The organism is Pseudomonas sp. ef1, from assembly GCF_007293365.2.
GTDB lineage: Bacteria > Pseudomonadota > Gammaproteobacteria > Pseudomonadales > Pseudomonadaceae > Aquipseudomonas > Aquipseudomonas siliginis.
Genome location: NZ_CM129815.1, coordinates 3,449,307 through 3,474,800 on the forward strand (window position 1 = coordinate 3,449,307; position 25,494 = coordinate 3,474,800).

Sequence of the window (25,494 nt, forward strand, 5' to 3'; positions counted from 1 at the left end):
CTCCGCTTTCGCGAGCAGGCTCGCTCCCCCAGGTCTGATCAAGATTTACGACCGGATCACTGCCCGGCAATCTGCGCCTTGGTGTAGAAGCCATCCTGTTCGAGCAAGTCGATGTTGTCCTTGGTCAACGGCGTTGGCGTGAGCAGGATGGTGTCGACTTTCTTGCTGCCGTTGTCGTACTGCGAGGTGTAGGCCGGTTTTTCGTTGCGTGCCAGTTGCACCGAGAGCTTGGCCGCTTCGGAGGCGATGAGTTTCAGCGGTTTGTACACGGTCATGGTTTGCGTGCCGGCGATTACGCGTTTGACGGCTGCGAGGTCGGCGTCCTGACCGGAAATCGGCACCTTGCCGGCCAGCTGCTGCGCGGCCAGTGCCTGGATGGCGCCGCCGGCGGTGGCGTCGTTGGAGGCGACGATGCCGTCGATTTTGTTGTTGTTACGGGTCAGGGCATTTTCGACAATGCTCAGCGCTTCGGTCGGGTTCCATTCCTTGACCCACTGCTGGCCGACGATCTTGATATCGCCCTTGTCGATGGCGGGTTGCAGCACCTTCATCTGGCCTTCACGGAGGATCTTGGCGTTGTTGTCGGTGGGCGCGCCACCCAGCAAGAAGTAATTGCCCTTGGGCGCCGCTTTCAGCACGCCGCCGGCCTGCATCTCACCGACCTTTTCGTTATCGAAGGAGATATAGGCGTCGACATCGGCGTTGAGAATCAGCCGGTCGTAAGACACCACTTTGATTCCGGCTTTCTTCGCTTCGGCCACCGCATTGGTCAGCACTGTCGCGTTGAATGGCACGATGACGATCACATCGACGCCGCGAGAGATAAGGTTTTCGATCTGCGAAATCTGCTTCTGCTCGTTGGCGTCCGCCGATTGCACGAAGACTTTGGCGTCCATTTTTTCCGCCGCCGCGACGAAGTAATCGCGGTCGCGCGACCAGCGTTCCAGACGCAGGTCATCAATGGAAAACCCGATTTTCGGGTGGGTAGCGTCAGCCATTACCGGCAGGGCCAACAACGCCAGGGCACTGGCCAACAGCGTACGTTTCAAGTTCTTCATGGTGGTGCGTCCTTTTATTTTTGTTGGAAAGACACGGCCTGACGATGAATCGGGCTGGGTAGAACTGTAGAGAATCTGCCGACGCAGCAGGTACAGAATTGTCGTGCAATTGTCACAGCGTCGTTGCGTCGGCAGCCTCCCTTGGCCATCAGCGATACAGGTAACGGTTGACGATGTTTTCGAGCATTTCCTGGCGGCCGCTGACGGCTTGCGGGTTCAGTTCGTTGGTGAACGCGTGCTCGGCCAGCGACTCGAGATTGAAGTCGCCCGCCATCACCGCTTGCCCGAACGGCTGACGCCAGCCGGCGTAGCGTTGGTCCTTGAGGGTTTGCAATTGATCGTTCTCAACCATCGCAGCGGCGCGTTCCAGCGACAAGGCCAGAACGTCCATGGCGCCGACGTGGCCGTGGAACAGGTCGATCTCGTCGAGGCTTTGCCGGCGCACCTTGGAGTCGAAATTGAAGCCGCCATTCTTGAAACCGCCGGCCTTGAGGATTTCATAGGTCGCCAGGGTCATTTCTTCGACGCTGTTGGGGAACTGGTCGGTGTCCCAGCCGTTCTGCGGATCGCCACGGTTGGCATCGATGCTGCCGAAAATCCCCAGCGAGGCAGCCGTGGCGATTTCGTGATGGAAACTGTGACCGGCCAGGGTCGCGTGGTTGGCCTCGATGTTGACCTTGATTTCTTTCTCCAGGCCGTACTGCTGGAGAAAGCCGAATACCGTAGCGCTGTCGTAATCGTATTGGTGCTTGGTCGGCTCCTGCGGCTTGGGCTCGATCAGCAGGTCGCCGGTGAAGCCGATCTTGTGCTTGTGCTCGACCACCATGCGCATGAAGCGCCCGAGTTGTTCGCGCTCACGTTTCAGGTCGGTGTTGAGCAGGGTTTCGTAGCCTTCACGGCCACCCCACAACACGTAGTTGGAACCCTTGAGGCGATGGGTGGCGTTCATTGCGCTGAACACTTGCGCGGCGGCGCAGGCGAACACTTCCGGATCGGGATTACTCGCGGCACCGGCGGCAAAACGTGGGTTGCTGAAGCAGTTGGCGGTGCCCCAGAGCAGCTTGATGCCGCTTTGTTCCTGATGTTGTTCGAGGCGATCGACCATTTGTGCGAAGTGTTCGCGGTACTCCTTCAGCGAATTGCCTTCGGGGGCGACGTCCGTGTCGTGAAAGCAGTAGTAATCGATGCCCAGTTTGCTGAAGAACTCGAAGGCGGCTTGAGCCTTGCCGATGGCCAGTTCCATCGGTTCGCCACTGCGTTGCCAGGGGCGCTTGAAGGTGCCGGCACCGAACACATCGGAGCCCGGCCAGACAAAGGTGTGCCAGTAGCAGGCGGCCATGCGCAGGTGTTCGCGCATGGGTTTGCCGAGGATCAGTTTGTCGGCATCGTAGTGACGAAAAGCGAGGGGCGAATCACTGTTCGGGCCTTCGTAGCGAACCGGCTCGATATTGGGGAAATACTGCATGGACCTTGTCCTTGTTGTTCTTGGCGGTGTCTCGATACTAGCAACGCCCCCGTGCCCGCTGATTATGAAAAGCCTCAACCGTGAGTGCGATTTTGCGTATTGAGCTTCAGCGGCTTCGCGCCTAGTCTGTGTCCATCGTCGCCGCGAAAAGGCGGCCCGGAACAGTACAAAAACAATTTGAGGCCGCTTTCGCGAGCAGGCTCGCTCCCACATTTGATTCGTGTCGTCCACAAAACCGTGTGGGAGCGAGCCTGCTCGCGAACGGCTTTACGCAAAATCCGGATACTGAATGAAAAGCCTACCGCCCGTGCACCGCATCGCCCTGTTGTTCAACGGCAGCAAGATCTACGACCGTGGAATCATCAGCGGCATTGGCAACTACCTGAGCAGCACCCGCGCTTCCTGGGACCTGTTTCTGGAAGAGGACTTTCTTTGCCGCTTGAAGGGCATCGAGCGTTGGCAGGGTGACGGCATCATTGCCGACTTCGACGATCCGCTGATCGGCGAGGCGCTGGCCGACATTCATTTGCCGGTGGTGGCGGTCGGCGGTTCTTACGAGGATGCTCGCGCTTATCCGAAAGCGATCCCCTACGTTGCCACTGATAACAACGCACTGATCACTCTGGCTTATTCGCATCTGGTCGAGGCGGGGTTGCAGCGCTTCGCCTGTTTTAGTCTGCCGGAGGCGCAGGCCAATCGCTGGGCGCAGGAGCGGGAGAAAGCCTTTCGCAAACTGATGCAACGAGACGGCCTGCATGCCGAGATCTATCGCGGCATGGGCACCAGCGCGCCGCTGTGGGACAGTGCCGTCGAGCAACTGATCGCCTGGCTGCACAGCCTGCCCAAACCGATCGGCATCATCGCCGTCAGCGACGCGCGCGCCCGGCAGTTGCTGCAAGCCTGCCTGACCGCCGGCATTGCCGTGCCCGAGCAGGTCGCGCTGATCGGCATCGACAACGACCCGCTGACCCGCAGCCTGACTCGCGTACCGCTGAGTTCGGTGATTCAGGGCACCGAAACCATGGGCCGCACCGCTGCGCAATTGCTGCACCAGATGCTCCACGGCATGCCGTCCACCGGCACGCAAATCCTGATTCCGCCGGACGCGGTCAACGTGCAGGTGTCGAGCTTGCATCAACCTCTGGGCAATCCCTATGTCATGCAAGCGCTGCTGTTCATCCGCCAATATGCCTGCCAGGGCATCAAGACCGCGCAAGTGGCGGCGTATGTCGGCGTGTCGCGCTCATCGCTGGAAGCGCATTTCCGCGCTGAGCGTGGTTGCAGCGTGCATGACGAGATTCTGCGTTTCAAACTGGCGGCGGCTACCAGCGGTTTGAAGAACACCGATGCGGCGATTGCCGACATTGCCCAGGCGTGCGGCTTCAAGTCTGCGCAGTATCTGCACACGGTGTTCCGTCGCGAGTTCGGCTGCACGCCCCGCGAATATCAGCAGGGCGGGGCGTAGCGCTGCGAAGACTTACGCCAGCGCAGCGGCACTGGCTCTGGAGCGCCAGGCGAACGTCAGCACCATCAGCAACCCCAGACCGGCCATCGCCGCGCCTGCCAGGGAAATCGCCGGATAACCCAGCCCGGCATTGATCACCGCGCCACCCAGCGCCGCGCCGATCGCGTTGCCGAAATTGAAGGCACCGATGTTCACCGCCGAAGCCAGATTCGGCGCGTCCTTGGCCGCTTCCATTACGCGCATTTGCAGCGGCGGCACCAGAGCGAAGCTGGCGATACCCCAGATCAGAATGGCCACGGCGGCCGGCAGCGGCCAGCGCATCAGCACAGTGAACGCCAGTAACACTACAATCAATGCGCTCAGCGACACGATCAGGGTGCGGTCGATCGAACGGTCGGCAGCCTTGCCACCCCACATGTTGCCCAGTGTCAAACCGATTCCGAATAACACCAGCATGGCGGTGATGAACGCGGCGGAGGCATGGGTCTCGCTGCTGAGAATCGGCGCGATGTAAGTGAATACGGTGAACATCGCACTTGAGCCGACCACGGTCAGGGCCAGCGCCGCCAACACCGGACCTCTGCCCAATACCCGTATTTCCGCCAGCGCACCCGCGCCTTGCTCTGCTTTCAGATTGGGCAGGGCGAACCACAAAGCGATCATGGTCAGCACACCGAGGCCGGTAATGCCCCAGAACGCCGTGCGCCAGCCGAACAGCTCACCGAACCAGGCTGCCAGCGGCACACCGCCGATAGTCGCCAACGTCAGGCCCATGAACATTGCCGCCACGGCGCCGGCACGTTTTTCCGGCGCGACCACGCTAGCGGCGACCACAGAGCCCACTCCGAAGAATGCGCCGTGATTGAGCGAGGTGATCACTCGGGCGACCATCAGGCTGGAGTAATCGGTGGCCAGCGCCGACATCAGGTTACCCAGGGTGAAAATCGCCATCAGCCCGATCAGCAGATAGCGCCGGGGGATCTTGCCGGTGGTCAGGGTCATCAGCGGCGCGCCGAGCAGCACGCCCAAGGCGTAGGCACTGACCAGCAACCCCGCAGCGGGAATGGAAACGCCGAGATCGGCAGCGATGCCGGGCAACATGCCCATCGGCGCGAACTCGGTGACGCCGATGCCAAAGGCGCCGACAGCGAGTGCAACAAGTGGTGGATTGATACGCATGGAAAGTCTCCTCATCTATGCCGCCAATGCTACGATCCATGGTTTTCCGGCGGTAGATGGCGATTTTGGCAATCACCTTTGCGTAAGAGGCACGAATGGACTTCAACGGCAGATCAGGGGAAATGAGCGTGTTCGTCACCGTGGCGCAGGAGGGCAGCCTCTCAGCAGCTGCGCGTGCGTTGGGGCTGACGCCTTCGGCGGTCAGTCGGATCATCGCCCGCGCCGAACAGCGACTCGGCACTCGTCTGTTGCTGCGCACCACCCGCGCGCTGACGTTTACCGCCGAGGGCGAGGCCTTCCTGCGCGGTGCCCGGCGGATTCTCGCCGACATGGATGAAGTGGAAGGGGCCATTACCGATCAGGGCGTACCCAAGGGCCGCTTGCGTGTCAGTGCCGCCCTTGGCCATGGACGGCTGACCATTGTGCCGCTGGTCGCAGCCTTCACCGCCCGTTACCCGAACATCGTCGTCGACCTCAGCCTTGGCGACGAAGTCGTTGACATCCTCGCCGGCCAGGCGGACGTCGCCATACGCTTCGGCCATCTGCCCGACAGCCCACTCACCGCGCGCCGGCTCGGCCACACCGGCCAGGTCGTGGTGGCATCGCCCGACTATCTGGAACGTCATGGCACGCCTCAGCAACCCGAAGACCTGCTCAAGCACAACTGCCTGCGCTTCAACTTCCGCCGCGCCGAAGCCAACTGGCCGTTTATCCGCGACGGCAAGGAGTTCTCGCTGAAAGTCAGCGGCAACATCGAATGCAGCAGCGGCGAAGCACTGGCCCAGTTCGCCAGACTCGGCGCCGGAATTGCGCGGATTGGCGAGTTCACTGTCAGGGAAGACTTGCAGCGCGGCGCGCTGATCCCGCTGCTGCAAGTGTTTAACCCGGGCGATGAGGAACCGATTCATGCGGTGTTCGTCGGCGGCGCGGCGATGCCGGTGCGGGTGCGCTTGTTTGTGGATTTTTTGCTGGAGCAGCATCGGATGTAGACGTGCTGTGCGGATTCTGCGGGTCGTCCATGACCCGCAGACTGGCGGCTAAATGGTCGGGATGGTGCCGCCGTCGATCACAAATTCACTCCCGGTGATCGATGCCGCTCGCGGCGATGCCAGGAACCCGATCAGCTCAGCCACTTCAACTGGCGTCGACGGGCGGCCGAGCGGGATACCGCCCAGGGCCTGCATGATGATGTCCTTGCCACCTTGATAGTCAGTGCCTGCCTCCTGCGCGAGTCGCTCGGCGAATGCCACCGACGCTTCGGTTTCAACCCAGCCCGGCGATACCCGCACCACGCGAACCCCCTTGGGTGACACTTCTTTCGACAGGCTTTTGCTGTAGGTCGACAGCGCAGCCTTGGCCGCCGCGTACGCTGTGGTGGATTCCGGCAGTGGCAGCCGACTCTGGATGGACGTGACATGGATCACCACGCCATTACGACGCTCGAGCATGTCCGGCAGCAGGGCGCGATCAAGGCGCACCGCCGGCAGCAGATTCAGATTGAGCTCGCGTTGCCACTGTTCCTCGTCCAGCGCTGCAAAACCACCACCGGGGGCCGACGAGCCACCCAGAACATGGATCACTATGTCGACGCCGCCCAGTTGCTGTTCGACCGCAGCGATGAGTGCGTCACAACCTTCCCGGGTCGAAAGATCAGCCGCGACCAGCAGTGCGCCTGGCATTTCGACGTCCACTTGCCGAGCCGAGGTGATGACTTTCGCGCCCTCGGCTACGAACCAATCCACAACGGCTCTGCCGATTCCTTTGGTACCGCCGGTGACGAGCACCCGTTTGCCAGTCAATCCTGAATTCAGCATGGCGAGATCTCCAGCGCGAGGAATTGATGGATTGCGTCGGAGATTTTTTTCTCGTCGGTGACCGTGAGATACGTTTGCACGACGTTGGAAAGTTGAAGGTTCATTGCCTGACTCCTGATTGATGGTCTGGAGTCATCTTGCTGCGCTGCAGATAGTTTGTTCAACTGGGACAAATCGTAATTACCCATCCCGGAAAACAGGACAATCCATGGCCCAGGATCGCTTAGCCCTTAATGAACTGGATGCCGTTATAGCGGTGGCACGCAGGGGGTCGTTCCGCCAGGCTGCCATTGATCTCGACGTTTCGACCACCGCGCTGAGCAACACCATTGCGCAACTGGAAGCGCGCCTCGAATCGCGCCTGTTCAACCGCACCACCCGCAGCGTCGCCATCACCGAAGCGGGCAGGGTGTTTCTCGAGCAAGTGGGGCCAGCCTTGCACGACTTGCGCGCGGCACTGGATGCAGTGCGATCGCAGAATGCCGGACCCTCGGGAACGCTGCGCATCAATGCCTTCGCCAGCGCTGCGCGTTCGGCGCTGCTGCCACTGGTGATCGAGTTTTTGCAGCAGCATCCGAAAGTCCACATTGACCTTGTGACCGAAGGGCGCCTGGTGGATATCGTGGCTGACGGCTTCGATTTCGGCGTGCGCTCGGCAGGCCTTGTGCCCAACGATGTGATTGTGGTGCCAGTCGGCCCGCCGCAACGGTACGCGGTGGTCGGTTCGCCGGGGTATTTTGCACAACACGACAAACCGCGCACGCCGTCCGATCTGCCCGGGCATCGATGCATCCGCGTACGACTGCCGAACGGGGCGATTTTCCCTTGGTATTTCGAGCGCGACGGCGAAGTCATTCGTCTGGATGTGAACGGTCCGCTGACCCTGGATGAATCGAGCGTGGTCAAGGTCGCGGTGCAGGCGGGCATGGGGCTGGGCTTTTTCATGGAGCAGGACGTTCGTGACGAAATCCGCAGCGGCGAGTTCGTGCAGGTACTCAAGGACTGGACCCCGCCCCGAGACAGGTTGTGCCTGTACTACCCGAACCGCCGCAATCCCTCTGCGGCCGCCAGGGCATTCATCGAACTGGCTCGCGCCAGGCAGGCTGATCAGGCTTGACCTGGCGCAGGGCTCAGGCGATCAAGCCCAGTGTCAGCCCCTTCAGAGTGGCGGCTGCCCGGGTCGAGCATTGCAGTTTGCGAAAGATGCTTTCCATGTGCGTGCGCACCGTGCTCGGACTGATAGCCAACAGTTGCGCGACTTGTTTGTTGCTGGCGCCACGGCTGATTTCCAGGAGAATGCGGCACTCACGCGCTGTCAGCAGCGTAGGCTTGGGTTGCCGCATGCGACGTTCGCCACTGGCGGCAGCAATGACGGCTTCGCAGACATCGTGATCGAAAAGGCCACGACCAGCATCCTCTTTGAGAAGCTTGGCGGCAGCCACTTCGTCGTGGGCTGTTCGCCATGGCCGGGCTTGCCTCAACGCTACCCAGGCGACCGAGGTGGCGAACAGCCGATGTTCGGCATTCAGTGCATCACCCGCCACGCCGCGAAAATAGCCGCTGCCATCGAGCCGTTCATACGCGTGGGTGGCTATTTCGGCGGGCGCGGCCAGTTCAGGAACCGGTCGGAGCGCCTGTTGCGTCCAGTAAGGCACCAGCCGCACTCGCTCTGCCGCACCGTAGGGCAGCGACCCTGGGCTATTCCATAGGTGATTGGAAACGGCTGCGCGGCCGAGACCGTAAATCAGCGCGGACTTGCCAATGTTTGCCAAAGTCGGCTCACTCAGCCCCCACAGGCGTGCCGCTTCCACGGCAACATGCGCGACCTGACGCGAATGCCCGGCCAGCCATGGCAGCTTCAAGTCAATGACGTCTCCGACCAAAGTCAGCGAGACACGACGCTGCTCAGGCGCGGGTTCAACTTTTGTGCAAAGCGTTTCCAGATCCGCCAGCCAGGCCTTGGCATTAGCCACCAGCAACGACACCAGCGACGCTGGATAGCGCCGATCCGACTGCTCGTTGATCCAGCGCAACGCCGCGTCCAGACCGTGAGCGCGAGTGAGAATATCCAGATCACCGGCCATGACCACCTGATAGGCCACCTCCGGGATATGTTCATGCGCCACGCCGAGCGGTCGGCCAGTGCCGTCGTAGGTTTCGAACACCCGACACAGGCCCGCTTCGACGGCCGTTCCGAGCTGGAGGGTTTTGGCGATTGCACCGGACACTTCACAGTGCACCACGGCCAGCGGGGTTGCCTGATGCACCGCGTTCATCTGCTCATTGCCCAGGGTCAGATCGAGCATCGCGCGGCGACCATCGACGTCGTCACCCAGCAGGTCGGCAAAGCCTTCGGCGTTGGCCGTGCACCCAGACCAGCGCAGCAAGGCAATCTGCTCTGCAACCTGCAGATGCTCACCGGCGCCGTGGCATGCCTGCGCGAGCATCCGCGCCAAAGCGGCAACGCGCCGGGAGTGACCGAGCGGTTGCCCCATGCTGAGGTCACCGACCTGGGCGATGGTTGCCAGTGCGCCGTCCAGTGAGATGTCCAATTGCAAGCCACTATCCATGAAAAATGCCCCGGGGTCGGATAATTGACCGATGCCCACATCGCAGGCCGGCCAGCACACTCTGAACTCCCGAACAGGAGCTCATCCAATGAAAACAATCAAATCGAAATTCGCCACCGTCGCCTTTGCCCTGGCCAGTACCTTCATGGCCGGCGCCAGCCACGCGCAGGATACAACGCCTTCGGTGGTGATCGTACACGGCGCCTTCGCCGACGGTTCCGACTGGGCCAAAGTGGTGCCACTGCTGCAAGCCAAAGGCGTGGCCGTTACCGTTGTGCAAAACCCGCTCACCTCGCTGGCTGACGACGTTGCCGCCACGCGCCGCGCGCTGAACAACCAGCAGGGCAAGGTGGTGCTGGTCGGTCACTCCTGGGGCGGCACGGTGATCACCGAAGCCGGTAACGACCAGAAAGTCAGCGCGCTGGTGTATGTCGCCGCCTTCGCGCCAGACGCCGGGCAAACCAGCGGCGAGCAGGGTAAAGGCGCGCCGACGCCGCCGGGCATCAGTCAGATCAAGGCCGACGGTAACGGCTTCCTCTATCTGACCGCTGAAGGCATGGCCAAGGATTTCGCTCAGGATCTGCCGGCCGCGCAGACCGCCGTCATGACCGCCACACAGGGGCCGATCAAGGCCTCGGCTTTCGAAGATAAAACCACCGCTTCGGCCTGGAAAACGAAGCCGTCCTGGTACCTGCTCGCTACCGAAGACCGGATGATTCATCCCGACGTCCAGCGGTCTGCCGCCAAGCGCATCGGTGCGACCCTCGCCGAGGTGAAGTCCAGCCATGTCCCGCAGCAGTCGCAGCCGGCGCAAGTCGCGGCGGTGATTCTCAAGGCCGTGCACGGCGTTGCTGAGCAGTGATCGCGGCATCGAAGGTGAGCGGGCGTATGAATCCTCGGAGCGATCACGACTATGACTTCATTGTCTGTGGTGCCGGCACGTCGGGCTGCGTGGTCGCTGCGCGGCTTGCCGATGAGTCAGGCGCACGGGTTCTGCTGATTGAAGCCGGCGAAGGTTACTCAGGCCCCGAGGTGACCGAACCGGCGCAATGGCCGCTGAACCTCGGCTCCGCGCGCGACTGGGCATTCGAGGGGCAATCCGATCCACGCCTCAACGGTCGACGGCTCCCGCTGAGCATGGGCAAGGGGCTCGGTGGAGGTTCGAGCATCAACGTGATGGTCTGGTCGCGCGGCCATCGCGCCGATTGGGAGCATTTTGCTGCCGAGTCTGGCGACCCGGCCTGGGGCTACGCATCGGTTCTCGATTACTACCGCAGGATCGAAAACTGGCAAGGCAGCCCGGACGCCACTCGGCGTGGTTCAGGTGGGCCGGTACATGTCGAACAGCCGGCCACGCCTCAACCCCTTGCGTGGGCAACGCTGGAGGCGGCCAGCGATCTGGGCATCCCCCGATTCGACAGTCCCAATGGCGAGATGATGGAAGGCGCAGGAGGGATCGCTGTCACCGACCTGCGCATCAAACAGGGCAAGCGCGAATCGGTTTACGACGCCTACATCCAGCCACGCTTGCAATGTCCGAATCTGACGGTGCTGACCGGAGCCTTAGTGACCCGCGTGTTGCTGGTCGGCACCCGGGCCGTCGGTGTCGAAGTGTTGATCGCCGGCGAGCGGCGCTGCTTTCATGCCGCAGCTGAAGTCATCCTGTCCATGGGCGCGGTGCAATCACCGAAAGTACTCATGCAGTCGGGCATCGGCCCGGCGGATGAACTGCGAAAACACGGCATCGCACCGGTCGTTCATCTACCCGGTGTGGGCGAGAATTTGCAGGATCATCTGGCCTTCGCTTGCACGTGGGAGTATCGACAACCCCAGGCCGTCGCTGGCAGCGGATGCGAAACCACCTTGTACTGGAAAAGCGACAGCCGCCTGGAAGCCCCGGACCTGTTGCAGTGCCAGTTGGCATTCGCGGTACCGTCTCCGCCTGAGGTCGCCATCGAGCCGCCGGAGCATGGCTGGACCATGTTCGCCGGGCTGGCCAGACCTGCCAGTCGCGGACGCTTGCGGTTGTCGGGTGCTGGGCCGCTGGATGCACCGGTCATTGAGCCGAACTCCCTGAGCGAGCCCGAGGACATGGCCGCAGCCCATGCGTCGATCGAACTGTGCCGCGCACTCGGCAACAGCCAGGCCTTCAATGCGCTGATCAAGCGCGAAGTCGTGCCCGGTCCCAGAGAGCGTCGCGCTATGGAACAGTTCATCCGCAATTCGGCCGTGACCTACTGGCACCTGTCGTGCACGGCAAAAATGGGCCGCGATGCGCTGTCGGTGGTTGACCACCAATTACGCGTGTACGGGATCGACGGGCTGCGCGTTGCAGATGCCTCGATCATGCCGCGCATTACCGTTGGCAACACGATGGCGCCGTGTGTCGTTATTGGTGAGCGGGCGGCGGATATGCTTCTGGCTGCGTATGGGGTGACGATGGCGAACACCATGCCTTGAAGGTAATGGCCGTGCGGGCGGGGCGGCAAATCCCAGCCTGCCGTCCAGGTGGGACGATGAGTCGAGTCAGTCGATTCAATTCATCGGCACGGCGAACACGGCACTGGCGCGCGCCACCGTTCGCTCACCGACGTGCAGACTGACGCCAGCAAACGCCAGTTGACGGCCCTTTCTGGAGTGCTCAAGACGCACTTCGAGCCACTCGTTGATTTGCACCGCGCCGAGATAATCCAGGGTCATGCTCGCGGTGATCAACGGCTGCGGCGGATCGCTGGAAAAGGCCATGGCGTAACCCATGCCGACATCGGCCAACGTCGCCAATACACCGCCATGCAAAGTGCCACGGCCATTGGCGTGGCGGGAGTCGGTCAGTAAACCCAATTCCAAGTGCAGCCCCTGACCCCTGGCGTAGATCGGGCCGAGCAGATCCAGCAAAGGACTGCTGCGGGTCAATGGAGTGAAACCTTCGGGAATGGCCGTGGTGTTCATGATCCCATCCTGATGCAGGCGACTGACCTGTGCGATTGAGCGGGGAGTCGCAGGAGGGGGCAAGCACTATGCGCATGGGGAATTTGCTGCGATAAGTGCGTGGAGCGTGGCACTGAAAATCAGTGCGACGACACAAACGGCGAAGCACTCGTCGGTGCCGGCAGCGCATAGGCCGTTTTCATCCACGCCACTTCCGCTAGCGGTGTGCGGCCGAAGAGGCGTTTGAAGTCGCGGCTGAATTGCGAGGCGCTTTCGTAACCGACCAGAAACGCAGATTTTGCCGCGGTCAGGTCGTTACGCAGCATCAGCAATCGCGCCTGGTGCAATCGCGTCGATTTCAGGTACTGCATCGGCGAGGAATCGGTAACCTTGCGAAAGTGCAGATGAAAATTCGGCACGCTCATCTGCGCTTCTTCGGCCAGGGCTTCTACGTCTAGATGTTGGTTATAGCAACTGTGGATCTTGTGGATGGCGCGGGTCACTTTGCCGAACTGGCCTTGTTGGGCGATGGCGGCGCGCAGGGTGCCACCTTGTTCGCCGGTGAGGATACGGTAGTAGAGCTCGCGCAGCATCGCCGGGCCGAGGATTTGCGCGTCGGCATCGTTGCTCATCACTTCAAGAAAGCGCAGGGTCGATTGGCGTAGCGGTTCGTCGAGAGGCGAGGCGTACATGCCCATCGGCTGCGCTGTAGGGAAATCCCACCGCTCATCCACTTGCTGAATCAGCTCGCCAGCCAGGGCGAAATCCAGGCGCACGTACACCGCCAGCATCGGCTCCGCTTCGCTGGCGTCGGTTTCCATGGTGAAGGGTACCGGCACCGACACCACCAGATAATGCTGGGCGTCGTAGACGTAGATTTCATCGCCTAGATAGCCGCGTTTGCGCCCCTGACAGAGGATCACGATGCCCGGTTCATACAACACCGGCGTGCGGGTCAGCGGTCGGTTGGAACGCAGGAAACGTACATCGTCCAGCGGGCTCAGGTTGTAACCTTCCAGCGGAGCGAGCCGGCTCATTAGCTGGACCATGCGCGCGGTGATTGGGTCTTTCGGTTTCGGCATTGAGGTTCTCCGCGATGCTCAGCCATCCGTCGAGCGGCTAAGCGCTGCCCATTGCTCAATACTCTCCGCCGTCTGCTGCAACTTGTCACGCACCAACGCCAGCGCATCACTGCCCAACAGCAGGTGCGCCGGCGGATCTGGACTGTCGATGATGGTCAGCATGGCCCGTGCAGCTTTCTGCGGATCGCCCAACTGATGGCCACTTTTCTCCTCCCGGGCCTTGCGCACCGGATCGAAGCTTGCGTCGTAGTCACTGATGCTACGCGGCGTGCGCTGCATCGAGCGGCCTGCCCAGTCGGTGCGAAATGACCCCGGCGCCACAGCGGTGACAAAAATATTGAAGGGCGCAAGCTCCTTGCTCAAGGTGTCGGAGATCCCCTCAAGCGCAAACTTGCTGCCGCAGTAATAGGCGATCCCGGGCATGGTGATATGGCCGCCCATTGAAGTGATATTGAGGATATGCCCCGCGCGGCGCTGGCGGAAATACGGGACAAACGCCTTGGTCACCGCCACTGCGCCAAACACGTTGACGTCGAACTGGCGGCGCATTTCCTCCAGCGATGACTCTTCGAAAATCCCTTCATGGCCATAACCGGCGTTATTGACCAGCACGTCCACCGGGCCGTGACGATCCTCAACAGCCGGCACTACTGCATCGATGGCATCGAAATCGGTAACGTCCAGCACCACCCCATGAGCGCGCTCGGGCGACAGCGCTTCGAAGGCTGCCAGCGCCGATTCGCTGCGCACTGTGCCGATGATCTTATGGCCCTGGGCAAGTGCTTCCTTGGCCAGCGCTTGGCCAAAGCCGCTGCTGACACCGGTGATGAAAAGGGTCTTCATGGATCTGTACTCCTGCAGGCAATTGGAGAGGCCATGCTAGGGCGGATAACGCTGGCGGACGATGCCGAATCGGATCGAAGTATTGCCTGTTCCTATCAATAGGGTTTTCGATCAGGTCTTGCCTCAAAAAACGGAAAAGTCCTGCAGGTTTCAAACCTGCAGGACTTTTCTTGTCTCAGCATCACGCGCTTAAGCTGCGCGACGATCCGGTGTGCGGTCCGATCCATCAGCGGCCAGGGCCTCACCCAATGCGGTGCGGTCTGAGCCGTCGGCAGCGATGGCCTGGCCCTGCGGCGTACGTTCCGAGCCATCGGCAGCAACAGTCTGCTGTGGTTCGTTGACCTGGGTGAAGAAACGATCTTCCTGATTGCTCGGTACGGCGAATGCGCTGGCGCTGAGGGCGAAAGTGGCGACGGCGATCAGTTGGCTTACAGTTTTCATGGCGGTGACTCCGGTCAAGTTGAGATTGAGGTCCGGGTCGTTCAGATCCGTATCTGGTTAACCCGTTGCAGTGGTGTGTTCTGCATGGGTTCAGATTAGTGGGCAGGGCAGTGTCGGCGTTAGGCGGATACTGTTGGCGATTTGCCTGATTCTGCTCGCTGAAGATGATTTACAGGCTAGCGACCTTATGGCTTCACGGCGCCGCGAGCAATCAGGTTCCGCCAGTGAGATAGCTTTGCACTTGCCTGACTACATCCCGGGCGGTGCGGGTTACGCCGATCAATGTGGCAGAAGCGAGCCCCGTCCAGTCGCCGTAACCCACCAGCCACAGTTCGGGCATCGCAACGCTTCGGCTTTCGTCCACAATCACTTTGCCATCCCGGCCTACAATGCCCAGGTTGTTCAGGTGGTCGAGCGCTGGAGAAAAGCCCGTGCACCAGATGACAACGTCCGCCTTTGTCTCGATGCCCGATGACCACACAACCCCTGTCGAAGTGAAACGTGTGAAGGGCCGTACTGCGTTCAGTACACCGCGTTCGCGAGCTTCCTTCACCGGTGGCACCATGACGATGTCGCCCAGCCCTCCAACGGGCTGTTGAGGCTCGACGCCATCCTGCTGCGCCTTCAGTCGAGCAGTAGCGCGTTCGAACAGGACGCGTCCATCCACCTCATCAGGTAGGAACGTTGGGGCCTGTTGCGTGACCCAGGTTGCCTGAGCCACTTTGGAGACCTCAGCGTAAATCTGGGCGCCGGAGTTGCCGCCACCGACGACAAGAACGGTTTTACCCGCAAACCCGTTCGGCCCGACGTAATGAGCGGAATGAAGCTGCCTGCCTGCAAACAACGCCTGGCCGGGATAGTCCGGTACGAACGCGCGGCTCCAGGTGCCTGTTGCACTGATAACCGCTTTGGCGTCCCAGTAATTGTCCTTTGAGAAAACGCGCAACCCGCCTTCGATCTTCTCGACACCGGTCACCCGCGTGGAGCGGATGATGGGGAAGTCATACCGGCGCTCGTACTGAGTCAGGTATTCGACAACATCGTCCCGCCCGGGCGTCCCCTCGGATATGGCCGGCATCGGCCAGCCTGCAATCGAGCTCCATGCCGACGGCGAGAAGAGCCGCAGCGAATCCCAGCCATGCCGCCAGGCGCCTCCCGGTCCCGGCTCGGCATCGAGCAGCACGTAAGACAAGCCTGTGCGCTTCAAAAAATAAGCGACAGTCAGCGCGGATTGGCCACCACCAATGACCACAACATCAAGTGTCGAATTCTGACTCACCAGCATCCTCCCGGCGCAAAGGCCTCAACGAGTGAAAGATCGGGGTCGGGCCATACCGTTGCCCCGCACAGGCATCAAATGGAACGCTGGTTGACTCGTCTGGACAGCTCTTCGGCGGATTCCTTGCGCTCGGAATAACGGTCGACCAAGTAATCCTGACGATCGCGCAAGAGCAGCGTGAACTTCATCAATTCTTCCATCACGTCCACCAAGCGGTCGTAGTACGAAGAAGGCTTCATGCGACCCGCTTCATCGAACTCGGTGAACGCCTTGGCCACGGAAGACTGGTTCGGGATGGTGAACATCCGCATCCACCGGCCAAGTACCCGCAACTGATTGACCACGTTGAAGGACTGCGACCCGCCGCAGACCTGCATCACAGCAAGGGTTTTGCCTTGCGTAGGTCGTACAGCGCCCAGCGCCAGCGGAACCCAGTCGATCTGCGCTTTGAACACGGCACTCATGGAGCCGTGACGCTCAGGAGAGCACCACACCTGACCCTCGGACCATTGCATCAGCTCGCGCAGTTCCACGACTTTGGGATGCGTGTCGGGTGCGTCATCAGGCAGCGGCAGACCCGCAGGGTCAAAAATCCTGGTTTCGGCGCCAAACTCATTCAGCAGGCGTGCCGCTTCTTGCGTGACCAGACGACTGAACGAGCGCTCTCGCGTCGATCCGTATAGCAGTAAAATGCGAGGTTTGTGGGGCGAAGGATTACGCGGAGACAGCTGCTCCAGCGTAGGAATGTCGATCAGGTCGGCGTGTACGTTTGGCAATGTGTCTTGCATATGAACTCCTGCGGCGGCACCTGGAGGGGGGGCGCCTCGGTTGATCTTCAAAGCGAACCGATGCGGTTCAGTTCAGCTTGCAGTTGGTCAGGGCTCATGGCCTTGAGCGGCAGTGCGAGAAAAGCACTCACGCGTTCCTGGATTTTGGCCAGTGTGCTTTCAAACGCTGCGGTGATCTCGGCTTCCGACCCGCTAGCCTCAGACGGGTCGGCCAGACCCCAATGCGCCTTCAGGGCTGGGCCGAAAAAGATCGGGCATGCTTCTCCCGCAGCCCGATCACAGACGGTGATCACGATGTCCGGAGGCGAGCCCTCAAAAGCATCCGAAGCCTTGCTGCTCAAGCCCACTGTGGAAATACCCGCCGCCTCCAGCGTTTGCAGTGCCCGTTGATTCACCCGGCCACTGGGAAAGCTGCCTGAGCTGACAGCGTCTACGCCCTCGGGCGCCAAATGGTTGAAAAGCGCCTCGGACAGAATGCTGCGGCAGCTGTTGTGGGTGCACATGAACAAGATTTTCATCAGACGATTCCTTGATTCAGAAACTGAGGCGCAGTGCCAGGGTGGTTGATCCGGTGAGCGCGAATCAGCTGCACATGGCCTGATTGATCGGTCGGTCGCTCATGCAGCACAGGCGCTTGGCCTCGGTTTCCAGCCATGGCTGATTGGCGTCTGCCACTGCCCTCAAAACTGCGGTTACCCACGCGGGCACATCAGGATTCAGCCGGTAGTACACCCATTGACCCTGGCGACGGTCCAGCAGCAAACCGGCGGAGCGCAGCAGCGCCAAATGACGAGAAATCTTCGGCTGACTGAGGTCGAGTGCTTCCGTCAGCTCGCATACACACAACTCGCCTTCGCGCACGACAAGCAGGGAAATTTTGGCCCGGGTGTCATCGGCCAGACACTTGAACAAAGTGGTGGGGGTCATGGGTTCTGTCATACATCCTCCAGAAGCTTGTGTCTTGACCAAAACGATGAGCTTGACGCTCAGGGTGAAAGGGCGAGGGAATGATTGCTGATCAGTGAATATGAATGGCCGAATATACGTATTCTCATATATCTGGTAAAGCGAATATAACAGCGGTTGAACCGTCGAGACTGATAGCAACGGACCGCGCGGATAGTGCCCGCGATTTGTCTGATTCCAACTGATTGAAAATAGCCATTGACTTAGAGCACGCTCAAACCTTTACGGTGATGACATGAATCCAGAACTGACAATTTCAAAGTTGGCCAAACGCCTTGATTTGAGCGCTCACACGATCCGCTATTACGAGCGCATCGGGCTGTTCGACCCGGTTGGGCGCGGTGGCAATGGCCACCGGGTGTACGCCGAGAAGGATGTGCTGTGGGCCGAGTTTCTGCTCCGGTTGAAGGCGACCGGAATGCCGATCCAGCAAATGCTGCGGTATGCCGAACTGCGCCGATCAGGCGACTCGACCCTGGCAGAACGCCGCGAGCTTCTTGAGCAGCATCGCCGGGACGTGCAAGCGCAGATCAGCCAGTTGAGCCAGTCCCTGGAGGTTCTGGATAACAAGATTCAGATCTATCACCAACTCGAGCAAAAGGAGCATCACCATGATCCGTAAACTTCCCGGTTTCAACCGCTTGCTGTCCGCCACATTGATTGGCGCAAGCGTGACCAGTGTGGCAGCGCCGGTGGAGATGACTGATCGTCGAGAGCGCGGAGAAGCCGCTCTGACGCAGATTACTGGCGGACCTGGTCAGGCAGTGGTTGATTCATTGAAGGATACTGCTCCAGAGCTTGCGGACTGGATTCTGAGTTTTGCCTACGGCGATGTCTTCGCCCGCCCCGGGCTCGATCACTGCACTCGTGAGCTGGCAACCGTTGCGGCACTGACCGCACTGGGCAATGCCCAGCCACAACTGAAAGTGCATATCGGCGGCGCCCTGAACGTCGGGTGCACACCGGAGGCGGTGGTCGATGTGATCTTGCAAATGACCGTATACGCAGGATTTCCCAGCGCCTTGAACGGTATAACGGCTGCGCGTGAAGTCTTTGCTGCTCGCGGGATCAGCGTCAAATCCTAGTTGCGCACGCTGCAGAAACTGCGGGATAAAGCCAGATTCAACCTTCCACCCACCCCCCATACAACTGCACAAACCGCACCTGCAGCCATTCGATAAACACCTGCACCTGCGCCGGCAAATGCGTGCGGCTCGGGTACAGCAGCGATACCGGCCGAGGCAGCGGGCGCAGCGGTTGCAGAATTTCCACCAGCGCACCACTGGCCAAATGCTCGGCGACCGCGATGCCCGGCGCCTGGATAATGCCGAAGCCCGACACGCCACACTGCACGTAAGCGTTCGACTCGGTGACGGTAATACCTTTGCGGCTGACGTAGCTTTTCTGTTTGCCCTCAGCTGAAAACTGCCAGGGCAAGGTGCGGTTGTTCTGGCCCGAGAGAAAGTTCACGCCTTGATGGTTCGCCAGGTCTCCAAGCGTTTCCGGTGTGCCGTGCTCGCGCAGGTATTCGGGCGCGGCGCAGGTGACCATGGTCGCCAAGGCGATAGGGCGGGCGATCAGGGTTGAGTCGGGCAGCTCGCCGATGCGCAGCGCGCAGTCGATGCCTTCGCCGACCAGATCAACTGCACGATCGGTGACGCCCAGCACCATATCGATGCCGGGGTAGGTGTCGGTGAATTCGCGCAGGCTTTTGATGAATTCCAGCTGCGCGAACGCCGTGGGAATGTCGATGCGCAGGCGGCCGGACAGCGTGGCTCCGGTGCGATCGAACATTGTGGTGGCGGCGGTGATCTCGGCCAGAATTTCCTGGACCCGCTGATAGAAAAGTTCACCCTCGGCGGTGAGTGCGACTTTCCTCGTAGTGCGCTGGAAGAGGCGCACGCCCAGCGATGTTTCCAGTTCCTGAATATAGCGAGTGACCTGCGGCCGGCCGATGTCCAGCGACTCAGCGGCTTTGGTGAAACTGCCCAGCTCCGCCAGTCGGGCGAACAGGCGCATCGATTGCAGTAATTCCATGACTTTTCCGGTGAGCTTCAGTATCTGGATTTGTTGCCTGAGAATAGAACAATCATGTCTGTTTCCAAGCATTTATTGCGCTGATGTAAAAGCCAATCATGGCCCCAAGGCAAGCCCGCTGAGGGTTTGCGGCCAATAATGCATTTGGAGACACATCATGAAAGCGTGGTTACTGAAAGATTTCGGGCTCGACAATCTGCAACTGGGCGAGACGCAAACCCCGCAGCCCAAGGCTGGCGAGCTGCTGGTCAAGGTCGGCGCGGTCTCGCTGAATTTTCGTGACAAGGCCATCGTTGACGGTATCTACGAGCCGCACCTGGTGCCGAAACCGCTGATTCCGGTGAGCGATGCCGCCGGTACCGTAGTTGCAATCGGCGCCGGTGTTACTCGTTTCAAGGTTGGCGACCGCGTCAATTCACATCTGTACTCGCGCTGGTTGGATGGCGAGCCGGGGCCGAACGAGCCGGATTATTGCTTCGGTTCGCCGCTGCCCGGTGGCCTCGCCGAGTACATGATCATTCACGAGGACAGCGCCGTCGGCGCGCCGGCCAACATGAGCGATGAAGAGGCGGCGACACTGCCGATCGCCGCACTGACTGCGTGGTATGCGCTGGTGGATTTCGGCGCTATTCAACCGGGCCAGACTGTGTTGGTGCAGGGCACCGGCGGCGTATCGATTTTCGCCGTGCAGATCGCCACCGCGCTGGGCGCCAAAGTCATCGCTACCTCAAGCAGCGATGAAAACCTGCACGCGGTAAAACGTCTGGGCGCGGTCGCCGGTATCAACTACCGCAGCACGCCGAACTGGGCGGACGAGGTGCTGAAACTCACCGAGGGCAAGGGTGTGGACCTGCTGCTCGATGTGGCGGGAGGCAATGGCATCAATCAGTCGGTAGCAGCGACCAAGGCCTCGGGGCGGATAGCGCAGATTGGCTTTCTGACAGGGCAGACCGTCGAGCTGAACCTGATGCCGCTGATCTTCCGCCAGACCACCATTCGCGGCATTGCGGTGGCACCGCGTTCATCGTTCGACCGGATGAACGTGTTCCTCGCCGAGCACGACATTCGCCCGGTGATCGACCATGTCTATCCATTCGAGCAGGCGCGCGAGGCCTATGAGCATCTGGCGAAAGGGGCGTTTGGCAAGGTTGTGATCAAGGTGAGCTGATCAGCGAAAACGTCAGACAAACCAAGGCCAGTCAGCTCAACGGACTGGCCTTTTTTTATGTCTGTCTTAGCGCAAATCCTCCGGCTGCATCGTCAGAATAATCTTCCCGACATTCTGCGAAGACTCCATCCTCCGATGGGCATCGGCTGCGCGGGATAGCGGGAAGGTGCTGTCCACCACCGGTTCCAGGCTCGCGGCGCCGGCGAAGCGCTCCAGCCAATGTTCGCGAAAGCGCTGGATCATCGCGTGCTTCTCCGGCTGGGTGCGCGACTTCATCACCGTGCCGATGATTTGCAGGTGCCGGTAGAGGATGTGCTCCAGCTCCACGTCGACCTTGCCGCCGCCACCAAGAATGCCGACCTGCACCAAGCGGCCACCGTGGGCCAGCGAGGCGATGTTGCGCGCGAAGTCGGGCGCGCCAATGAAGTCGATTATCACGTCGACGCCGCGCCCTTGGGTTTTGTCGGCGATGACTGCGGCGAAATCCTCGTTTTTGTAGTCGATGGCCACGTCGGCGCCCAGGTGTTCAACACGTGACAGCTTGCCGCCCTCGGTGGTCGCGTACACCGTGGCGTCTGTGGCGTAGGCCAGTTGCACGGCAGCGGAGCCGACGCCGCCGGCGGCGGCATGAATCAGCACTGAGTCGCCTGACTTCAGTCGGGCCAGGTGCAGCATCGCTTCGTGGGCGGTGACAAACACTTCGGGAATCGCCGCGGCGTGCACATAGTCGAGCTGCGCCGGAATCGGCATGGCCATGCGGTAGTCGATGCGCGCCAGTTCGGCGTAGGCGCCGCCACCGACCACGCCCATTACCCGGTCGCCGACGGCGAATCCACTCACCTCGCTGCCGGTCTCGATCACTTCCCCGGCAATCTCCAGACCGATGATCAGCGAGTCGCCGAAGTTCGCATGGCCGTAGCCGCCGGTTCGGTGGGTCAGGTCGGCACGGTTCACGCCGGCCGCATAGACACGCACCAGCAGGTCGGTCGCGCGCACTTCAGGGTTGGGCGCTTCACCGAGTTGCAGCACTTCTGCCGAACCGAATGCTTTCAGGTTGATGGCTTTCATCTCAGCGTTGCTCCGTGTCGGCAAGCGTGGCATTGGCGATGGCCGAGGCGGTGATGGCGCCTGGGAAACCGACGTAAAAGGCCAGGTGCGTGATCGCCGCCGCCAACTCTTCATGGCTCACGCCATTGCCGACGGCACGGCGCAGATGCGCGGGTAATTCTTCGCAGTGGCCGCCGGCAATCAGCGCAGCGACAGTGATCAGACTGCGCTCGCGGAATGACAAGGCGGGGTCGCTCCAGATTTGCGGGTACAGCGTTGAGTCCACGAATTGCGCCAGTTTCGGGGTGAAGGCGCGGGCGGCTTCGCGTGGGCTGCTGAAATCGATAGTCGACATGGAAATCCCCTTAAACCTGGCTGATGAATTTGTTAGTGAGGTAGTGCTCGATGCCTTCGATGCCGCCTTCGGAACCGTGGCCGCTTTCCTTCATGCCGCCGAAGGGCAGCTCGGTGGCGACGATGCGGTACTGGTTGATGCCGATCATTCCGGCTTCCAGGCCATCGGCGACGTCGATCGCGGTGCGCGCATTGGAAGTGAACGCGTAGGCCGAAAGGCCGTAGGGCAGGCGGTTGGCTTCTTGCAGGCCATCGCTCAACTCATCGAAAGGCATCAGTATCGCGATGGGGCCAAAGGGTTCTTCGTGCATGATTCGCGCACTCATCGGCACATCGGCCAATACGGTGGGCTGAAAGAAGAAGCCTGCGCCCGGCAACGCTTCGCCACCGGCCAGCACCCGTGCGCCTTTCTCGACGGCGTCGGCGATCAGTTGCTCCATCTTCGCGAGTTGCCGTGGGTTCGCCAGTGGGCCGACCTGGGTTTGCGGATCCATGCCGTCGCCGATTTTCAACGCCTGGGTGGCCGCGACGAAGTGCTCGACAAACTCGGCGTAGGCCTCACGCTGGATAAGAAAACGAGTCGATGAAATGCACACCTGGCCGGTGCCGCGAAAGCGATTGGCGACGCCTTCCACAGCAGCCTTTTCGATGTCGGCGTCGGCAAACACCAGTACCGGGCCGTGGCCGCCCAGTTCCAGAGTGATCGGCTTGACGCCTTCGGCAGCGCGGGCCGACAACAGCCGACCGATCGGCACCGAACCGGTGAAGGTCACTTTGCGAACGATCGGTGAGGCAATCAAATGGCTGGACACTTGATCCGGCACACCGAACACCACTTGCAGCACGCCTTTGGGCAAGCCGGCATCGTCCAGCGCCCGGGCCAGGGCCAGCGCGGTGGAAGGGCTTTCCTCGCCGGGCTTGAGCACCACGCTGCAACCGGCGGCCAGCGCTGCCGAGAGCTTGCGCGCCGGGGTGATGGCCGGGAAATTCCACGGTGTAAACGCTGCCACAGGGCCGATCGCCTGACGTTTGACCAGTTGCAGTACACCCGGACGATTGGCCGGTACGACACGGCCGTCGATGCGTCGTGCGCTTTCGGCGAACCACTCGAAATATTCCGCCGCACGGGTCACTTCATCGAGGCTTTCGCGCAGTGGCTTGCCTTCTTCCAGCGTCATTTGCGCAGCGATGTGCGGGGCGCGTTCGAGGATCAGGTCGGCGGCGCGCTTGAGGATTTTTGCGCGCTGGTCCGGCACGGTCTGGCGCCATTGGTCGAAGCTCAGTCGGGCCACTTCGAGGGCGTGATCCAGGTCTTGGGCGGTGGCGAGTGGCACCTGGCCGATTTCCTCGCCGGTTGCCGGGTTGACCACGGCGGCGGTCGCGCGGTCCTGGGCGGTGAGCCATTGACCACCGATGAAGAGATAGAGCGGATCGTAAGCAGTGTTCATGGATGTCGCCTTCATGGTTGAGGATTCATTCGGCGCCTTGTACGCAGTGGTTCAGGCGTCCCGTGGAATCCAGTCTATGGAAGGCGTGCCGTTTGATTTAGCCGGCCACGAGGGAATCATTGTTGTCCCAGAAGGTAATATCGAGCGCAGGAGCGAGCGTGTAGCATCCGACGTTATCCGCAGTGAGTGGCAGGTCAACAGGACGATCAGGATGGACAAACTTTCAAACATGTCGGTGTACATCAAGGTAGTCGAGATGGGCAGTTTCACTGCCGTGGCCAACCATCTCGACTCCACCGTCGGTAACGTATCGCGTGCGGTCTCGGCGTTGGAAAACGTGCTCGACACCCGCCTGTTGCAACGCTCGACCCGGCGTCTCTCGGTGACCGATGCGGGCCGGCGGTTTTATGAGCGCTGTGTGAAGATTCTCGCTGACCTGGAAAGCGCCGAAGCCGAGGCGAGCAATGCCGCCTTGCAACCACGAGGGACGTTACGGGTGCACTGCGTGCCCGGACTGGCCCGGCAACTGGTGACCGGCGCGGTGTTGGAATATCGCCAGGCGTTTCCCGAAGTGACCGTCGATTTGATGCTCTCCCAACGCATGCCCAATCTGCTTGAGGATCAGTTGGACGTGTCCATTCTGATCGCGCGAACGCTGCCTGATTCGGCGTATGTCAGCCAGAAGATCGGCGTCAGTCACTGTGTACTGGTGGCCTCCCCGCAATACCTGGCGCGGCATGGCGCACCCGAAACGCCGGAGCAGCTTTGCGATCATCAATGCCTGCTGCTCGGTACCGTGGATTACGTGCGCGATGAATGGCAGCTCAAAAGCAAGGCGGGCGATGCGACGTTCATCCCGAGCGGGCCGAGTTTCAGCGTGAACGATATGGACGCAATGGCCGTTGCCATTCGCGAAGGGGCGGGGATTGGTCTGTTGGCAGGCTTCACGGCGATCGACGATTTGCGTACCGGCAGGCTGGTGCGGGTGCTACCCGATTACCACACCTACGAGCGTAATGTTTACGCGGTCTACACGTCTCGCCAGTTTGTCGATGCGAAGATCACGCGATTCATCGATACCTTGAAAACCCGGGTCGGCGCACAGTTGGCGAGCACTGCTCAGGCGCTCATCGATTGAAGCGGTTAAAGCATTTGCGTCTCAGCGAGCCAAATCTGAGACGCAATGGGTGTGCGAGGTATTGGCCTGATCAACCGTTGCTGCAGCCGCTGCCCATGACCTCGTATTGCAGGATGTGCTGTTTGCCTTGGGAATCCTGATAAGTCATGTGCACCGGCACTACGGCGCAGACATCCGGCACTGGATCTTCCGAGATGATTTTGGCGACGTCGAGGTGACTGGCGTAGGTGTATTGCTCGACGGGTGGCGTGGTAGTCGATTCCTGAGCCATGACCACCGAGCTGAAGCCGAAGAGTGCGAGGACGAGCATTGAGACTTTCATGGAGGATGTTCCTTTGCTGAAGTTGAGTGTGCTGCTGGAACAAACTCTATGCGGCGGCTGGCGGGGGAAACAGGCGCGGATCGGGTAAAGACTGTTTACGGT

General features: G+C 60.8%; 27 protein-coding genes. 9 read left to right on the forward strand and 18 right to left on the reverse strand.

Translation table 11 applies throughout. From position 1 onward, the window contains the following. Positions 1-56 precede the first annotated feature (56 nt). Positions 57-1,058, reverse strand: coding sequence for a D-xylose ABC transporter substrate-binding protein (xylF, locus tag FEE99_RS15675; RefSeq protein WP_016774327.1), 1,002 nt, complete (start codon positions 1,056-1,058; stop codon positions 57-59). Positions 1,059-1,206: 148 nt separating this feature from the next. Beyond that, the gene (xylA, locus tag FEE99_RS15680; RefSeq protein WP_041480538.1) at positions 1,207-2,523 is read right to left on the reverse strand and encodes a xylose isomerase; all 1,317 of its coding nucleotides are present in this window, start codon (positions 2,521-2,523) and stop codon (positions 1,207-1,209) included. Between the two features lie 289 nt (positions 2,524-2,812). Here xylA and FEE99_RS15685 point away from each other — a divergent pair, with 289 nt between their 5' ends. After that, the gene (locus FEE99_RS15685) at positions 2,813-3,988 is read left to right on the forward strand and encodes a XylR family transcriptional regulator (protein ID WP_016774329.1); all 1,176 of its coding nucleotides are present in this window, start codon (positions 2,813-2,815) and stop codon (positions 3,986-3,988) included. Positions 3,989-4,000: 12 nt separating this feature from the next. Here FEE99_RS15685 and FEE99_RS15690 read toward each other — a convergent pair whose 3' ends face one another. After that, entirely contained in the window at positions 4,001-5,167 is a 1,167-nt protein-coding gene (locus FEE99_RS15690; RefSeq protein ID WP_041480537.1) for an MFS transporter, read from the reverse strand. Between the two features lie 95 nt (positions 5,168-5,262). On the opposite strand from FEE99_RS15690, the gene FEE99_RS15695 reads away from it, so the two are divergent. Further along, positions 5,263-6,156 carry a LysR family transcriptional regulator gene (locus FEE99_RS15695; protein WP_041480536.1) on the forward strand — a complete coding sequence of 298 codons (894 nt, stop codon included), beginning with the start codon at positions 5,263-5,265 and terminating at the stop codon, positions 6,154-6,156. Positions 6,157-6,204: 48 nt separating this feature from the next. Here FEE99_RS15695 and FEE99_RS15700 read toward each other — a convergent pair whose 3' ends face one another. Continuing rightward, the gene (locus FEE99_RS15700) at positions 6,205-6,981 is read right to left on the reverse strand and encodes an SDR family oxidoreductase (RefSeq protein ID WP_041480535.1); all 777 of its coding nucleotides are present in this window, start codon (positions 6,979-6,981) and stop codon (positions 6,205-6,207) included. A gap of 208 nt (positions 6,982-7,189) precedes the next feature. On the opposite strand from FEE99_RS15700, the gene FEE99_RS15705 reads away from it, so the two are divergent. Further along, entirely contained in the window at positions 7,190-8,098 is a 909-nt protein-coding gene (locus FEE99_RS15705; RefSeq protein ID WP_041480534.1) for a LysR family transcriptional regulator, read from the forward strand. Between the two features lie 13 nt (positions 8,099-8,111). Here the strand turns inward: FEE99_RS15705 and FEE99_RS15710 are convergent, their stop codons facing one another. Continuing rightward, positions 8,112-9,551, reverse strand: coding sequence for an HD domain-containing phosphohydrolase (locus FEE99_RS15710; protein WP_041480635.1), 1,440 nt, complete (start codon positions 9,549-9,551; stop codon positions 8,112-8,114). 88 nt (positions 9,552-9,639) lie between these two features. On the opposite strand from FEE99_RS15710, the gene FEE99_RS15715 reads away from it, so the two are divergent. Beyond that, the gene (locus FEE99_RS15715; RefSeq protein ID WP_041480533.1) at positions 9,640-10,413 is read left to right on the forward strand and encodes an alpha/beta fold hydrolase; all 774 of its coding nucleotides are present in this window, start codon (positions 9,640-9,642) and stop codon (positions 10,411-10,413) included. A 26-nt stretch (positions 10,414-10,439) separates the two neighbouring features. After that, a complete protein-coding gene (locus tag FEE99_RS15720; RefSeq protein ID WP_041480532.1) occupies positions 10,440-12,011 on the forward strand; it encodes a GMC family oxidoreductase in 1,572 nt (523 codons plus the stop codon). Between the two features lie 75 nt (positions 12,012-12,086). On the opposite strand, the gene FEE99_RS15725 is transcribed toward FEE99_RS15720, so the two are convergent. From FEE99_RS15725 to FEE99_RS15760, 8 genes are all read right to left on the reverse strand, one after another. Continuing rightward, a complete protein-coding gene (locus FEE99_RS15725) occupies positions 12,087-12,500 on the reverse strand; it encodes a PaaI family thioesterase (RefSeq protein WP_041480531.1) in 414 nt (137 codons plus the stop codon). A 119-nt stretch (positions 12,501-12,619) separates the two neighbouring features. Further along, positions 12,620-13,561, reverse strand: coding sequence for an AraC family transcriptional regulator (locus FEE99_RS15730; RefSeq protein ID WP_041480530.1), 942 nt, complete (start codon positions 13,559-13,561; stop codon positions 12,620-12,622). A gap of 18 nt (positions 13,562-13,579) precedes the next feature. Next, the gene (locus FEE99_RS15735) at positions 13,580-14,404 is read right to left on the reverse strand and encodes an oxidoreductase (RefSeq protein ID WP_041480529.1); all 825 of its coding nucleotides are present in this window, start codon (positions 14,402-14,404) and stop codon (positions 13,580-13,582) included. Positions 14,405-14,593: 189 nt separating this feature from the next. Then, a complete protein-coding gene (locus FEE99_RS15740) occupies positions 14,594-14,845 on the reverse strand; it encodes a hypothetical protein (RefSeq protein WP_041480528.1) in 252 nt (83 codons plus the stop codon). A 211-nt stretch (positions 14,846-15,056) separates the two neighbouring features. Next, positions 15,057-16,130 (reverse strand): ArsO family NAD(P)H-dependent flavin-containing monooxygenase, encoded by a 1,074-nt coding sequence (locus tag FEE99_RS15745; protein ID WP_041480527.1) that lies wholly within the window; start codon positions 16,128-16,130, stop codon positions 15,057-15,059. Positions 16,131-16,198: 68 nt separating this feature from the next. Continuing rightward, the gene (gene arsH, locus FEE99_RS15750; protein WP_041480526.1) at positions 16,199-16,912 is read right to left on the reverse strand and encodes an arsenical resistance protein ArsH; all 714 of its coding nucleotides are present in this window, start codon (positions 16,910-16,912) and stop codon (positions 16,199-16,201) included. A 47-nt stretch (positions 16,913-16,959) separates the two neighbouring features. After that, entirely contained in the window at positions 16,960-17,430 is a 471-nt protein-coding gene (locus tag FEE99_RS15755; protein WP_041480525.1) for an arsenate reductase ArsC, read from the reverse strand. A 64-nt stretch (positions 17,431-17,494) separates the two neighbouring features. Further along, on the reverse strand, positions 17,495-17,851 hold the full coding sequence (locus FEE99_RS15760) for a metalloregulator ArsR/SmtB family transcription factor (protein ID WP_041480524.1): 357 nt from the start codon (positions 17,849-17,851) through the stop codon (positions 17,495-17,497). 262 nt (positions 17,852-18,113) lie between these two features. Here FEE99_RS15760 and FEE99_RS15765 point away from each other — a divergent pair, with 262 nt between their 5' ends. Further along, positions 18,114-18,500, forward strand: a complete 387-nt coding sequence (locus tag FEE99_RS15765) for a MerR family transcriptional regulator (protein WP_016774345.1) — start codon at positions 18,114-18,116, stop codon at positions 18,498-18,500. A gap of 70 nt (positions 18,501-18,570) precedes the next feature. Further along, positions 18,571-18,963: a carboxymuconolactone decarboxylase family protein gene (locus FEE99_RS15770; RefSeq protein ID WP_371857522.1), complete on the forward strand. Its 393-nt coding sequence runs from the start codon at positions 18,571-18,573 to the stop codon at positions 18,961-18,963. 37 nt (positions 18,964-19,000) lie between these two features. Here FEE99_RS15770 and FEE99_RS15775 read toward each other — a convergent pair whose 3' ends face one another. Beyond that, positions 19,001-19,915, reverse strand: a complete 915-nt coding sequence (locus tag FEE99_RS15775) for a LysR family transcriptional regulator (RefSeq protein ID WP_041480523.1) — start codon at positions 19,913-19,915, stop codon at positions 19,001-19,003. A 157-nt stretch (positions 19,916-20,072) separates the two neighbouring features. Here FEE99_RS15775 and FEE99_RS15780 point away from each other — a divergent pair, with 157 nt between their 5' ends. Further along, positions 20,073-21,083: a zinc-dependent alcohol dehydrogenase family protein gene (locus FEE99_RS15780; protein WP_041480522.1), complete on the forward strand. Its 1,011-nt coding sequence runs from the start codon at positions 20,073-20,075 to the stop codon at positions 21,081-21,083. 66 nt (positions 21,084-21,149) lie between these two features. On the opposite strand, the gene FEE99_RS15785 is transcribed toward FEE99_RS15780, so the two are convergent. The 3 genes from FEE99_RS15785 to FEE99_RS15795 are packed head-to-tail and all read right to left on the reverse strand — an operon-like array spanning position 21,150 to position 23,932. Further along, the gene (locus FEE99_RS15785) at positions 21,150-22,151 is read right to left on the reverse strand and encodes an NAD(P)H-quinone oxidoreductase (protein ID WP_041480521.1); all 1,002 of its coding nucleotides are present in this window, start codon (positions 22,149-22,151) and stop codon (positions 21,150-21,152) included. A gap of 1 nt (position 22,152) precedes the next feature. Beyond that, positions 22,153-22,485 (reverse strand): carboxymuconolactone decarboxylase family protein, encoded by a 333-nt coding sequence (locus FEE99_RS15790; RefSeq protein ID WP_041480517.1) that lies wholly within the window; start codon positions 22,483-22,485, stop codon positions 22,153-22,155. A gap of 10 nt (positions 22,486-22,495) precedes the next feature. Beyond that, positions 22,496-23,932: an NAD-dependent succinate-semialdehyde dehydrogenase gene (locus tag FEE99_RS15795; RefSeq protein WP_041480515.1), complete on the reverse strand. Its 1,437-nt coding sequence runs from the start codon at positions 23,930-23,932 to the stop codon at positions 22,496-22,498. A gap of 211 nt (positions 23,933-24,143) precedes the next feature. On the opposite strand from FEE99_RS15795, the gene FEE99_RS15800 reads away from it, so the two are divergent. After that, positions 24,144-25,070, forward strand: coding sequence for a LysR family transcriptional regulator (locus FEE99_RS15800; protein WP_041480513.1), 927 nt, complete (start codon positions 24,144-24,146; stop codon positions 25,068-25,070). A gap of 70 nt (positions 25,071-25,140) precedes the next feature. Here FEE99_RS15800 and FEE99_RS15805 read toward each other — a convergent pair whose 3' ends face one another. Further along, complete coding sequence (locus FEE99_RS15805; RefSeq protein WP_016774351.1) at positions 25,141-25,392, reverse strand: DUF2790 domain-containing protein; 252 nt, start codon at positions 25,390-25,392, stop codon at positions 25,141-25,143. Between the last annotated feature and the right edge of the window lie 102 nt (positions 25,393-25,494).